A 12,062-nucleotide genomic window follows, 5' to 3' on the forward strand; every position below is an offset into this window, starting at 1 on the left:
CCGGGAGACGCCGGCGTCTTAGGCTGGCTGCATGACTGCCGTGCGCCCCGCCGCCTCCGTGCTCACCGGCCGGTTTGTCCGGCTTGAACCGCTCACAACCGGCCTGCTTCCGGAGCTGCACCGTGCCATCGCCGTTCCGGAAGTCTTCGCCGGAGGCTACGGCGGCGGGCCGGCGGGACTGCACCCGGAGCCCGATGCCTTCGCCGCCTGGGCAAACACCTACTACCGATGGGATGCCCTGCCGTTCGCAGTGCGGCTGCTTCAAGACGGCGTGCCCGGTCCCGTGGTGGGTACCAGCACCCTCGCGGACCTGGACCTGCGTCAGGAGACGGCGCAGCTGGGGTGGACTGCGTACAGCCCAGCTGTCTGGGGCACTGCCGTCAACGCCGAGACCAAGCTCCTGCTTCTGGGACATGCGTTCGGCGCTGGATTTGGCCGTGTCAGCCTTCAAGCCGATTCCCGCAATGCCCGCTCAAGGGCCGCCATCGAGAAACTCGGCGGAACGTTCGAAGGCATCCTGCGGCGGGACAGGCTCCGCGCGGACGGCAGCTGGCGGGACACGGCGGTTTACTCGATCCTCGCGCCGGAGTGGCCCGGAGTGCGGGCCGGCCTGGTGGACAGGATTAACCGCCTCTCCGGCGTTGCGGGCCGCGGTCCGGGCGCGCAGGGGTAGCCTTCCCCGCGGCACATCAGGGCTGATGATTCTCCCGACGGTCCTCCACAGCTCTCTTTCTATGAGCGGAAACTTCGGCGACTACCAGCTGGGCATCTATCTGAAAAATGCGCGGGGCACCCTTCCTGACCTGCCCATGGGGAACCGTCCAACGGGTTTAGACCCCTGGAAAGCCGTCCCGGGGCCACCATCCGGGCAACAGGTCCGGCAGGGACGCCAGCCAGGCTTCGACGTCGTCGTCCTCACCGGCAACCCACTGCTCAATCCACGAGGCATACGCCCCGCCCAGAAACGCAGCGGCGACCTCGCAATCCATGGCGGGCACCAGCCCGTAGGCCTGCCAGGCATACAGGGCCAGAAGGAACCTCGGCCGCAGCCCGTCCGCCAGAACCGCGTGGAACGTTCCGGTGTGAAACAGTGCCCGATAGACGCGCCGCTCCGCGAACGTGTGAACCAGGATCCGGCGCAGGGCCTCGGCATACAGGACACCGACCTCCTCTTGGGTGCGGCCCGTTCCCCGCTGGTCCACGTTCACAGCCCCGAGCCCGTTCACCACGTCCGCGTAGACCGAGGCAGCGAAGTCCAAAATGTTGCGGTAGTGGCCGTAGAACGTGGTGCGGTGCACCCCGGCCTGCCGGCACAGGGCGGCAACGGTGATGTCCGCCAGTTCATTCTCCTGCAGCAGCTCCCACAGGCCAGACGCCAGGGCCTCGCGGGTACGCGCGATGCGCGGCTCTTCCGCGGAGGGACGCCGCTGCTCACGGGGTGTTTCCGGTGCAGACATAGGACTTATCTTCTCAGACACACTGAAGGGCCCCGCCGAAGCGAGGCCCTTCCATGCCGCAGCGCTGGGGGACGCCGCAAACTTGTGATGATGTTATTCAACACCTGTCGAAAAGATTCTAGTCTCAAAAAGGCGGGACCGTGGCAACGGCGGGCCGGTCGGCGTGTTGGCGCTTGTCGTGCAGCCCGTTGCCCGTCCTCTAACCCGCCTCCGCCGCGGGCCGCAACCCTTGCCGCGGGGGCAGGGGAATGATCGCCGACGTCCGGTGCTGATACTGCACGTAATCCGGATAGCGCGACCGCGAAATACTCTCCGTGAACACGGTGGATCCGATGAAGAGCAGGGTCAGCAGCGCCGCGCCCACGACGGTCCAATGCAGCCACTCCCCCGTGGCCGCCACGGCAAAGCCGTAGAACAGCCACCACTGCGCCTGCTCGAAGAAGAAATTCGGATGGCGGGAATACCGGAAGAGCCCGGTTTGCAGGAAGCCCGGCTGCGGAGTGCGCCCTGCCCTGCGCTCGGCGCCCTTCCACTGCTGAAAGGCCCACTGCTGCTGGTCGGCCATGGTTTCCCCCGCCAGGGCGCCCACAAACAGCACCGCCAGAATCCAGTCCCCCGCGTTGAGCGGACCGGGGTTCTCATACGCGGTGAGGGCCGGCAGAGTCATCAGGAAGATGATGATGTTCTGGTAAACACTGATGAACAAGAGGTTGAAGACGGCAAACTGCCACGGCTTCAGGCGCTGGCGCAGGATCGCCCACCGGTAGTCCTCCCCGCCGGGAGCGTAGCCTCCCTTGCGGGCAAAGTTGAACGTCAACCGGGCACCCCACAGCGTCACAAGCACTGCCATCAAGACCAGACGCCCGTCGAAGCCGGACGCCGCGGCAAACACCCAGACATAGGCGATGGGAACCAGGGACCAGATGCGGTCAGTCCAGGAATATTCACGGGTGATGAGCGAGAGCACCCAGGTGCCCGCACAGACGGCGGCAAAAATCCACAGACACACCATGACCGGATTCATCTTTGGAGAATACGCGCGGGAGCAGCAGCGGGGGAACGGTGGATACCCGTTCACGAGGCGACGGCAGACGGTCCGTTCCGCACGGACCCCTAACGACGGCGGCTGGTAGCCTCGGCGCATGACCTCACTTTTGCTGCGGCCCTGGCGGCAATCCGACGGCGGTGCGCTGGCAGCCGCCTACCGCGCAAGCTCCGACTTGGACCGGCAGCTGGACCCGGACGCGGGAACACCCGCCGGCGCGGAACGGGTCATCGGGGAGGATTTGGGCTGGGATTCACAGACGGCCTGCAATCTGGCCATCGTGGCCGACGGTACGGCGGTGGGCAATGTGGGCCTCAGCCGTATCGATCCTCGTCACGGCACGGCATGGACCTATTACTGGTTGGCGGCACCGGCCCGGGGACAGGGATTAGCGGCACGCGCAACGGCAACCCTTGCCCACTGGGCAGCGGAGGAACTGCAGCTTCACCGGGTGGAGCTCGGACACCGCACCAACAACCCTGCGTCCTGTCGAGTCGCCCGGTCCGCTGGGTTTGCCGCCGAGGGAATTCAGCGGGAAAAGCTGCACTATGACGGGGAACGGTTTGATGTGGAGATCCACGCCCGGCTGGCGACCGATCCGGTTCCGGCGCTTCAGCTGCTCGAGTTGAGGCTGCCGTGAGCAAGGAACCACGAACCGAGCCCTCGTCCCGGACAGCGCCGCAGTGCAGCTGACGCAGGGCGGACCTGTTAGCCTGTCCGGACCGGCGGCTGGGGAACTGCACGGAGCACCGTCCCGCTGCTTACACACACAGCAGCGAAAGGGCAGCATGCAGACAGGAATTTTCCGTTCCACCCGCAGGAGCACCAACCGGCGGTATCGCCGGCACGGACTCATGGCCGGACTGGCTGCCGTACTGGCACTCTCGGTGACTGCCTGTTCCAGTACCGGGGCGCAGGCAGAACCGGAATCCCAACCCACCGAAACCGAAAACGCCACTGAAGCAGCGCCGCAGCCTGCGGTGGGGCTTCCCGACACGCCTGCGGGTCTGCAGGCGCAGTGGGTCCTAACCGTCATCAATGCCGAAACGCCCGTGGCAACCGATGGCTTCACGGACACGTTCGCGGACGTGATCCTGTCCGAACTGCCTGCGGAACAACTGGCGGAGGTACTGGAACAGGTGCGCTCAGAACGCCCCTGGACTCCGATCAACGTGAACGCAGCCGGCACCCAGGGCATCTTCACCCTGCAAAGTGGCACCGGTGAGCTCGTGGACCTGCAGCTCTCGGTCGATGAGGCGGGGATGATCAACGGCATCTTCTTCGGTCCCGGAACCCCTGTCCGCACACCCGCCGCCAGCTGGGACGAGGTGGAAACCGGCGTGGCATCCCTGCCGGACGGCTCCGGCCTGGCGGTTTACCGGGTTGCGGACGGCACGGCGATCCTGGACGTCGATGCGGACACGGCCAAGCCCGTCGGCTCCATCTTCAAGCTCTACGTGCTGGTGGCGGTCAGCGACGCGGTGACTGCGGGAACACTGTCCTGGGGTGCCAAGCTCACCGTCACCGATGACTTGCGCAGCCTGCCTTCCGGAGAGTTGCAGGACGCTCCGGCGGGTACCTCCGTCACGGTCCGGGAGGCGGCGCAGAAAATGATCGCGATCAGCGACAACACCGCCACCGATCTGCTGATGAACGCCGTCGGCCGCCCCGCCGTCGAACAGGCCCTCAGCGACGCCGGGCACGCGGATCCGGACCGGAACACCCCGTTCCTGAGCACCCGTGAACTGTTCCAGCTGGGCTGGGGCGTGGAGGAATCCGTGCGGGGACAGTGGGAGGAGGCCGACGACGACGGCCGCCGGGCGCTTCTGCAGACCCTGCCGGACGGCGTGCTGGACATTCCCGCCGCAGCGGTCACCACCCCGGTGTGGCAGCAGGACCTGGACTGGTTCGCCACCGCGGAGGATCTGATGCGGGCGCACCTTGCCCTGCAGGATCGGGCCGCAACCGACGCGGGTGAGCCGCTGCGGGACATCCTGGGCGCCAACAACGGACTCAATCTGGAGATCGGCGGCGACTGGAGCTACATCGGGTTCAAGGGAGGCAGCGCGCCGGGCGTGATGGCCGGGTCCTGGTACCTGGAGCGCAGCGACGGCGAGCGCTTTGTCGTGGTGCAGCAGGGTGCTTCGGCATCGCCGGAGGAGGTGGCGGACCCGATGGCCTTCTTCGGCCCGGCGCAGGACGCGATCGCCCTGTTGGCCTCGGAGGGCAGGGACTGATCCGGGTTTAGGTGCCCCCGCAGGCGGCGGAGTCAGCGCCGATGGCGGGCCGGCCGGCCGGCGCACACCACTTCAACGTCCCCGCGCACGGAGAACCGGCCCAGCGCTGCCGCCGCACCGACGCTGAGGATAAATGCCAGTACCGGCAGGTCGGTGCTGAATTCGGACCAAGGCCACAGGATGGCCGCAGGCGCTGCGAAGAACACGGCCACGTGGATCCACTGCCGGCGCACCGGGCGCAGCAGAAGGCCAAGCACCACGGCCAGGGGACCGCCCAGCAACAAGGCGCCGGCTCCGCCCCAGATCATCAGCATCAGCCAGAACCCCAAGGCGTTGATGTCCGATGCCTGTTCACTCCGTGCCGCGAAAGGGTCCAGACTCGTCAGGAGGTAAACGACCGTTACCGCCCCCAGCCATAGGGCGGTGGCAACGAACCAGCCCTTGATCAGGGCAAGGTTGCCCAGCGCAATCCGGGATTTCTCCGCCGGCAGGTTCTCTTCGCCCATCGTTGCCCCGTTCCGCCGCATCCAGTTCACCCTGAACCTACACGGGCGCTTCCTACACGATGCGCTGCGGACCGGGGTCATAGAGGGTTCCGCTGCGAAACCGGTCACTGAAATTGCCCAGGGCAAAGTCGCGCAGCTCGCCGTCACCGGACAGTTCCGCCGCCGCGGCCACCTGGAGCGAGAGCGACGCGCGGTGCAGCTGTGCCCGGGCCACCAGGTCCGCATCGGCAATGTCCGCCACCGCGGCGGCACCGAAGGCTCCGACCAGCGGAGCCAGATCCATCGCCGGATCCCCGAGGCACGCATTGTCGAAGTCCACCAGGCCGGAGAGTGCGGTACCGTCCCACAGCACGTTGTGCAGCCCCAGATCACCGTGCACGACGGCGGGAATCACCCACTCCTCCGCCGCCAGGACATCCGCCACCACCCGCGCGGCTGCCTTGGCTTCACCGCGGGGCAGGGCCACGGTAATACCGGCGACGACGGTGGGCCAATTCTCCGCACCGCACCACGCCCGGACCGGACGAAGTCCGCCTCCGGACAACGGATCAAGGGCGGCCAGCTCCGCCAAAACCAGCGCCAGGGGCTCACGAACCGCGGCCCATGCCTCAAGCGGCCGGTGGTCGCCGGGCACATAGCTGTTGATCTGAGCGGACCAGTCCGGGCCGTGAAACAGGTCCTGCAGCACGGCCGGAATCCGAAACGGCAGCCCTGCATGGGTGAAGGCGGCCAGGTTTCCCGCTTCACCCTCGGTGCTCTGAACGTGGTGCGGCCCGTAGACCACGCGGACGACGGCGTCCTCCCCCAGCACGGCCACGTGGTGAAAGGCTCCGCGCCGAAACTGCGCCTTGTCCCACGCCAGAGCCGGCCAAACGGACCGGAGGGCTTTCCAGGTTTCGGTCGGACTGGTCGCCATACCGGCGACGCCGGGCACCCCGGCCTCCGCGCTGTCCACGGGACAGGAGCCCGGGGTACTAATCTTCGGAGCCGGTCAGGTTTACTTCAAGGTGCCCATCACGGATCCGGGTCCGGAACACCGGCTGCGGCGCGGTGGCTGGACCGCGCATCACTTCGCCGCTCTCCACCGAGAATGCGCTGCCATGCCAGGGACACACCACGCACAGCTGGCCCCGGGTCTCCTGCAGATGCCCTTCGTGCAGCGGGCCGCCCAGATGGGAGCAGGTATCGGCCAGCACCGAGACGCCGTCGTCGTTTGCGTCCTGGCCTTCCATGCCCTCCCGACGCAGGACCATCACCGGGACGCTGCCCAGTTGTGCCGTGCGCGGCCGCCCGGCGGGGAATGCCTCAACCGGACCCAGCGAATGCCAGCCGGCGGGAACCTCCTCAGGGAGGTCTTCATTGCGGTTTACGCCCGCTCCCTGCCGGTAGGAGAGGTGCCCGCCCAGGAAGCCGCCGATGCCTGCGACCGCCAGTCCGGCGAACCCGAGCAGCTTTCCGCTGCCGTGGTTGCCCCGCTTCCTCGCCAGCCACGATGCTGCGTACAGCACGGTGGCAACGGCGGTGCTGGCCTCGTGGACCACGCCCGTCCGCTGCTGCAGCGTGTCGAGCTGCGAGAAGTCGGTGACGCCGGTCAGCGCGGTGGGCATCGCCGACAGCACGCCCAGGGCAACCAGGGTTTTGGCGGCCCGTTCGTTGCCTGGCAGCACATCCAGGACGGCCGCCGAGACCCAGGCCCCCAGCGGCACGGTCACCATCAGCGGATGCACCGGGTGCCCCAGCGGAACGCCGTGAAGCGCATCGGTGACGCTCCCTTGCGGCAGCACCTTCTTCACGATGCGGGACACCGTGCCGGCGGCGGGATCCAGCCAGGCTGCGCCTTCCAGCTTGTCTACGGTACTGACCAAAGGCAGACGCGGCATGTTTTTCTCCTCAGACGTGCTGGCGGAATGGTCATCAGGCTAGCCACCACACCGGCCGGGCACCACCCGTAGTCTGGATTTCATCCTCGACAGGACAGGAGCAGGAATGGGACACATTGGATCCTATGTATGGGAGCTGCGGCAGAAAGTGGGAAACCGGCAGCTTCTGCTGCCGGGGGCGCAGGTCCTGGTGTTGCGCACCGACGGCACAGCCCTGCTTCAGCGGCGTGTGGACAACGGCGTCTGGGAACTTCCCGCGGGAGCCTGCGAGCCGGGCCAGAGTTTCGTCGGAGCAGCTGTCGCCGAACTTTTTGAAGAGACCGGCATCCGCGCGGACCCCGGCGATTTGGTGGCCTTTGCCAGTCTTTCCGATCCGGACCTGCATCAGCTGGAGTATCCCAACGGTGACCGGGTGCATGCCTTTGCGCTCTGCTTCTGCCTGACCGGCTGGGAAGGATCCGTAATCCCTGAACAGTCCGAGGTGGCTGAGATTGGCTTCTTTCCGCTGACCCGGATTCCGGAGCCGGTCCACCCGCCCACGCGCGAAGTCCTCCAGCTCTACGCGCAGTACCTGCGGACGGGAGCATTTCAGGCCCGGTGACTGCGGGAACATGGGAATTCGCCACCACTTTGGGCATTCAAACCGGTCGCCTATCCGGCAGACTGGTCCCATGACCACGGGGGAAGAGACGCAACCAAGAACGTTCCGCGCTGCAATGCCCCTGCGCTACCGGCTGGTCCTGGGCGTCCTGGGGTTCACCGGCGCGGCCGGCTGTGTGCTGGCCGTCGCCGAGGGCGGACGGGCCGGCCTCATCACCGGTGCGGCCGTGGCCGGCCTCTTTCTCGCCGTCATCATGATCACCGTTCGCCTCCACGTCGGTGAAGACAGCCTGCGGATCCGTGTGGCCGGAGTTTTCTCAACCGAGGTTCCCTACCGGGAGATGACCGCCGTCTCCCGGGGTCCCGTGACCGGCATGCGTTACGGCATGGGGCTGCGGATCCTGCCTGATGGCACCGGCTACCTGGTGGGCGGCCCGTCGGTCCTGATCGAATGCCGGACCGGAAACGTGCTCGTGTCCTGCAGCCATCCTGATCAGTTGCTCGCCGCCCTCGCTCCGAGGCTTTCCGCCAATCAGGCGGCGAAGTTCAGACGGCGGCGAAGCTAGTAGCGGCCGCCCGACGGCGCCGGGGCGCTGTTCAGCATCATCAGGTCTTCGCCGCTGAGCATCAAATCCCCGGCGGCTACGTTGTCCCGCAGATACTTGGGCGTTTTGGTGCCCGGAATGGGAATGATCCGCTGTCCCTGGGCCACCACCCAGGCGAGTGCCACCTGGGCGGGCGTCGCGCCCACCCATTCGGCGACGTCGTGCACCCGCTGCACAATGGCCAGGTTTGCCCGAAGGTTGTCCTGCTGGAAGCGCGGAAGCCTCCGGCGCATGTCATCGGCCGGCAACTGGTCAAAGGAGGTGAACCGGCCCGTGAGGAAGCCGCGGCCCAGCGGTGAGAACGGCAGGAACGCCATCCCGTGCTCGTCACAGTAAGGCACGACGTCGGACAGCCGGTCACGCGTCCAGAGCGAGAGTTCGGATTGCACCGCGGTCACCGGATGCACCGCCTGCGCCAGTTCAATCTCCTCCACGCTCGCCTCCGAGATTCCGATCGCGCGGGCTTTGCCGTCCGTGACCGTCTGCGCCATGGCCGCCCAGGAATCCTCCAGCGGCACCTCAGGATCCACCCGGTGCAGGATGTACAGGTCAACGTGGTCGGTGCCCAGCCGGCGCAGACTGGCATCAATGGACGTGCGGATGTGCTCGGGACGGCCGTTCTTCACCAGACCGGGCATGGTGCCGGCGGCGGGAGCGGCGTTGCTGATTTCCAAACCAACTTTTGTGGAAAGCACCGCCCGCTCCCGGTAGCCGCCGCCCAGCGCCCGGCCCACCAGCTCCTCATTGGTGTACGGCCCGTACACATCCGCCGTGTCGATCAGCGTGGCACCCAGGTCAATGGACTCGCGGATCACCGAGATGGAGGTCTCCTCGTCCCGTTTGGCCTCCATGTCGTAGGCGTAAGTCATGCCCATGCAGCCCAGGCCAATGACACCGACCTCCGGTCCGTTGGTTCCCAGCGTGGTGGTGCGCATAGCAGGCTCCTCTGATGGTTCGGCGTCGGCCGGTCAGCCCTCAAACACGGGCCATCTCAAGGCTAGGAGGCCGGGCCTGTCTGCGGGAAGGGCTCGCGGACCGGCAGCGCGGGAGAGGGGAGCTTAAAGCGAAGGTGCCGCCCTCCTCCGCTCGGAGAAGGACGGCACCTTTGGTGCTGCGGCAGGTGAGGCAGATCAGCCGCGGGCAGTCACGCCGTTGGCCGCATCCGTTTCAGCCGAAGCGGAACCTGCTGTTCCGCCGGAACCCTCAGCGATCTCCCCCGTCTCGTGCGGGTGGCGTCGCTCCAGGGAGGCACCCTCGACGTCGACGTCGGGCAGGATCTTGTCCAGCCACTTCGGCAGCCACCAGGCCTTGTCTCCGACCAGGTGCATCAGCGCCGGAATCAGCAGCATGCGGACCACAAAGGCATCCAGCAGGACGCCGAACGCCAGCGCAAAGCCGATGGGCCGGATCATGGTGCTGTGCGAGAAGATGAAGCCACCGAACACTGACGCCATGATGATCGCGGCGGCCGTGACCACCGAGCGTCCCGCACGGACGCCCTGGGCGACGGCGAGGCGCGCCGGCGCTCCGTGGGCGTAGGCCTCGCGCATGCCCGAGCCAAGGAAGAGCATGTAGTCCATGGCCAGCCCAAACAGGATGCCCACCAGGATGGTCGGCAGGAAGCTCAGGACTGGACCGGGAGTCTCCACGCCGAAGACCGCGGAGAGCCAGCCCCACTGGTAGATCGCGACGACTCCGCCGAGGGCAGCGAAGTAGGACAGGATGAAGCCGAGCGTGGCGATCACCGGAACAAAGATGGACCGGAACACCAGGATCAGAATCAGCAGCGAGAGTCCCACCACAACGCCGAGGTAGATCGGCAGCGCGTCGGACAGCTTGTCCGAAATGTCGATGTTGCCGCTGGCGGAGCCGGCCACGCCGATCTCGTATTCACCGTTCAGCGGTGACATGTCCCGCAGCGTGTGCACGAGGGTCTCTGTCGATTCGCTGGTGGGGCCTTCTTTCGGAACAACCTGGAAGGCGGACACGGTCCGGTCCTCCGAGGAACCGATCGGAGCAACCGCAGCCACGTCGTCCTGGTCAAAGATCGTGCGGGCAATTTCGGCCTGCGCGGACAGTTCCTCTTCCTCGGTGGGCTCACCCGGCAGCTCGGCTACCACCAGCAGGGTGCCGTTCTGTCCCTCGCCGAACTTTTCGGAGACGGCGGCGTAGGCCTGGTACTGGCTGGAGTCATGCGCCTCGGCTGAGCCGTCCGGCAGATTCTGCCGCAGGTCCAGCGCCGGGATGGCGATGAGCAGCAGGGCTGCAATCGAGGCCACCACGGTAAGGACGGCACGGCCGGTTCCCATGACCTTGGCCGTGACCGTTTCCGGACGGCCGCTTCCGGCGGCGTCGGAAGCGGAGCCGGCAGGGGCCGTGTGGGAGGCAAGGGCCGTACGTTCCTTGCGGCTGAGGACGCGCATTCCGGCGATCTTCAGCAGTGCCGGGGTCAGCGTGACGGCAATCAGCACGGCGATGGCCACGCATGCTGCGCCCACGGTGCCCATCAGGCCCAGGAACGGAATGCCGGTGACGTTCAGGGCCAGCAGTGCAATGAACACGGTGGCTCCGGCGAACACCACCGCGTTGCCGGAGGTGCCGTTGGCCAGGGCGATGGACTCCTGCAGGGTATAACCGGCCTTCAGCTGGCGCCGGTGACGGTTGACGATGAACAGGGCGTAGTCAATGCCCACGGCCAGGCCGAGCATCAGCCCGAGCACGGGGGTAATCGACGCCATTTCGACGACGCCGGAGAAGGCCAGCGCGCCCAGGGCGCCAATACCGACGCCGATCAGTGCAGTCAGCAGTGGCAGACCGGCGGCGATGAAGCTGCCAAGCATGACCACCAGAACGACGGCGGCGACCACCAGGCCCACCACCTCGCCAATACCGAAGAGGCTGGGGACGGCGGCGGCGATGTCGGCGGAGAAGTTCACCTTCACACCGTCAATCGGGGAGTCTTCGAAGGCCGCCACGAGGGCGTCCTTGGTCTCCTGCGTGATTTCCATCTGGGTGTCGCTGAAGACCACGTTCACCACGGCCGCACTGCCGTCTTCGGATACCGTGCGGATTTCGCGGGCCATCTCCAGCAGCTCGGCGCCCTGCTCGGCCGGCAGCGCCTGCGCTTCAAGCTCTGCGGCTCCGGCATCCAGTTCCGTCCGGCTGGCGTCCAGCTGAGCCTGCTGCGCGTCGAGTCCGGCGAGCATTTCCGCCGGGGCTCCGGCAGCTTCAGCCTGGGCACGCGCTTCATCCAGCTGCGCCTGGCCGGCGTCCAGCTGGTCCCGTGCTTCTTCCAGCTGGGCGCGCCCGGCATCGATCTGTGCCTGCCCCTCGGCCAGCTGCTGTCCCTGTGCGGCCCGCTCAGCCTCGGTGGCAAAGGGGTCGACGACGGTTTCCACGCCGTCGAGGTCTGCCGCCTTGGTGACCAGCGCTGAAATTTCCTGCCGCTGTTCGTCGGTGAAGGAAGAGTCGTCCTCGGTTTGGACAATGACCGAGCCCGAGCCGCCGGAGGCCTGCGGGAGCTTTTCCTGAAGGCGCTCGGTGACCTGCGTGGTGGGGGTGTTCGGGATGGAAAACGAGGTCGCGAGCGTACCGCCGAAGAGCGCGAACGCTCCTCCGGCGATCACGAGCACAGCGATCCAGGCCGCTAGCACGGTGCGGGCTCGGCGCGCGGCCGCCCGACCGAGTCGGTAGAGGAATTCAGCCATGAGAGTCCTAACAGGGGGTGGAAAG

12 protein-coding genes are annotated in these 12,062 nt (G+C 66.9%); 5 read left to right on the plus strand and 7 right to left on the minus strand.

Features of this window, described 5'->3' with window-relative positions; genetic code table 11:
- Positions 1-31 precede the first annotated feature (31 nt).
- Complete coding sequence (locus tag MUG94_RS16615; RefSeq protein WP_227907208.1) at positions 32-673, plus strand: GNAT family N-acetyltransferase; 642 nt, start codon at positions 32-34, stop codon at positions 671-673.
- A 157-nt stretch (positions 674-830) separates the two neighbouring features.
- Here the strand turns inward: MUG94_RS16615 and MUG94_RS16620 are convergent, their stop codons facing one another.
- Together MUG94_RS16620 and MUG94_RS16625 are read right to left on the minus strand one after the other, a co-directional pair.
- The gene (locus tag MUG94_RS16620) at positions 831-1,457 is read right to left on the minus strand and encodes a TetR/AcrR family transcriptional regulator (protein ID WP_227907209.1); all 627 of its coding nucleotides are present in this window, start codon (positions 1,455-1,457) and stop codon (positions 831-833) included.
- A gap of 199 nt (positions 1,458-1,656) precedes the next feature.
- On the minus strand, positions 1,657-2,481 hold the full coding sequence (locus MUG94_RS16625) for a DUF1295 domain-containing protein (RefSeq protein WP_227907210.1): 825 nt from the start codon (positions 2,479-2,481) through the stop codon (positions 1,657-1,659).
- A gap of 118 nt (positions 2,482-2,599) precedes the next feature.
- Here MUG94_RS16625 and MUG94_RS16630 point away from each other — a divergent pair, with 118 nt between their 5' ends.
- Positions 2,600-3,142 (plus strand): GNAT family N-acetyltransferase, encoded by a 543-nt coding sequence (locus MUG94_RS16630; protein ID WP_227907211.1) that lies wholly within the window; start codon positions 2,600-2,602, stop codon positions 3,140-3,142.
- A gap of 148 nt (positions 3,143-3,290) precedes the next feature.
- Positions 3,291-4,739: a Cpe/LpqF family protein gene (locus tag MUG94_RS16635; protein ID WP_227907213.1), complete on the plus strand. Its 1,449-nt coding sequence runs from the start codon at positions 3,291-3,293 to the stop codon at positions 4,737-4,739.
- Positions 4,740-4,771: 32 nt separating this feature from the next.
- Here MUG94_RS16635 and MUG94_RS16640 read toward each other — a convergent pair whose 3' ends face one another.
- Genes MUG94_RS16640 through MUG94_RS16650 form a run of 3 tightly spaced genes read right to left on the minus strand, consistent with a single transcriptional unit; the run spans position 4,772 to position 7,125 of the window.
- A complete protein-coding gene (locus MUG94_RS16640; protein WP_227907216.1) occupies positions 4,772-5,245 on the minus strand; it encodes a hypothetical protein in 474 nt (157 codons plus the stop codon).
- Positions 5,246-5,297: 52 nt separating this feature from the next.
- Positions 5,298-6,161 (minus strand): phosphotransferase, encoded by an 864-nt coding sequence (locus MUG94_RS16645; RefSeq protein ID WP_227907218.1) that lies wholly within the window; start codon positions 6,159-6,161, stop codon positions 5,298-5,300.
- Positions 6,162-6,219: 58 nt separating this feature from the next.
- Positions 6,220-7,125 (minus strand): Rieske (2Fe-2S) protein, encoded by a 906-nt coding sequence (locus MUG94_RS16650; protein WP_227890844.1) that lies wholly within the window; start codon positions 7,123-7,125, stop codon positions 6,220-6,222.
- A gap of 106 nt (positions 7,126-7,231) precedes the next feature.
- On the opposite strand from MUG94_RS16650, the gene MUG94_RS16655 reads away from it, so the two are divergent.
- Complete coding sequence (locus tag MUG94_RS16655) at positions 7,232-7,726, plus strand: NUDIX domain-containing protein (protein WP_227907220.1); 495 nt, start codon at positions 7,232-7,234, stop codon at positions 7,724-7,726.
- 70 nt (positions 7,727-7,796) lie between these two features.
- Positions 7,797-8,291, plus strand: a complete 495-nt coding sequence (locus MUG94_RS16660) for a hypothetical protein (protein ID WP_227907222.1) — start codon at positions 7,797-7,799, stop codon at positions 8,289-8,291.
- Here MUG94_RS16660 and MUG94_RS16665 read toward each other — a convergent pair.
- Complete coding sequence (locus tag MUG94_RS16665; RefSeq protein ID WP_227907224.1) at positions 8,288-9,265, minus strand: aldo/keto reductase; 978 nt, start codon at positions 9,263-9,265, stop codon at positions 8,288-8,290. The genes MUG94_RS16660 and MUG94_RS16665 overlap by 4 nt on opposite strands.
- 195 nt (positions 9,266-9,460) lie before the next feature.
- Entirely contained in the window at positions 9,461-12,037 is a 2,577-nt protein-coding gene (locus MUG94_RS16670; protein ID WP_227907225.1) for an MMPL family transporter, read from the minus strand.
- Positions 12,038-12,062: the final 25 nt, after the last annotated feature.

It is taken from the genome of Arthrobacter gengyunqii, from assembly GCF_023022985.1.
Taxonomy (GTDB): domain Bacteria; phylum Actinomycetota; class Actinomycetes; order Actinomycetales; family Micrococcaceae; genus Arthrobacter_B; species Arthrobacter_B gengyunqii.

What these genes read in the sequence shown, in the direction of transcription:
- MUG94_RS16635 (WP_227907213.1), top strand. Translation starts at nt 3,291, where the DNA reads ATGCAGACAGGAATTTTCCGTTCCACCCGCAGGAGCACCAACCGGCGG.
- MUG94_RS16645 (WP_227907218.1), bottom strand. Translation starts at nt 6,161, where the DNA reads ATGGCGACCAGTCCGACCGAAACCTGGAAAGCCCTCCGGTCCGTTTGG.
- MUG94_RS16615 (WP_227907208.1), top strand. Translation starts at nt 32, where the DNA reads ATGACTGCCGTGCGCCCCGCCGCCTCCGTGCTCACCGGCCGGTTTGTC.
- MUG94_RS16620 (WP_227907209.1), bottom strand. Translation starts at nt 1,457, where the DNA reads ATGTCTGCACCGGAAACACCCCGTGAGCAGCGGCGTCCCTCCGCGGAA.
- MUG94_RS16640 (WP_227907216.1), bottom strand. Translation starts at nt 5,245, where the DNA reads ATGGGCGAAGAGAACCTGCCGGCGGAGAAATCCCGGATTGCGCTGGGC.
- MUG94_RS16655 (WP_227907220.1), top strand. Translation starts at nt 7,232, where the DNA reads ATGGGACACATTGGATCCTATGTATGGGAGCTGCGGCAGAAAGTGGGA.
- MUG94_RS16670 (WP_227907225.1), bottom strand. Translation starts at nt 12,037, where the DNA reads ATGGCTGAATTCCTCTACCGACTCGGTCGGGCGGCCGCGCGCCGAGCC.
- MUG94_RS16660 (WP_227907222.1), top strand. Translation starts at nt 7,797, where the DNA reads ATGACCACGGGGGAAGAGACGCAACCAAGAACGTTCCGCGCTGCAATG.
- MUG94_RS16625 (WP_227907210.1), bottom strand. Translation starts at nt 2,481, where the DNA reads ATGAATCCGGTCATGGTGTGTCTGTGGATTTTTGCCGCCGTCTGTGCG.
- MUG94_RS16630 (WP_227907211.1), top strand. Translation starts at nt 2,600, where the DNA reads ATGACCTCACTTTTGCTGCGGCCCTGGCGGCAATCCGACGGCGGTGCG.
- MUG94_RS16665 (WP_227907224.1), bottom strand. Translation starts at nt 9,265, where the DNA reads ATGCGCACCACCACGCTGGGAACCAACGGACCGGAGGTCGGTGTCATT.
- MUG94_RS16650 (WP_227890844.1), bottom strand. Translation starts at nt 7,125, where the DNA reads ATGCCGCGTCTGCCTTTGGTCAGTACCGTAGACAAGCTGGAAGGCGCA.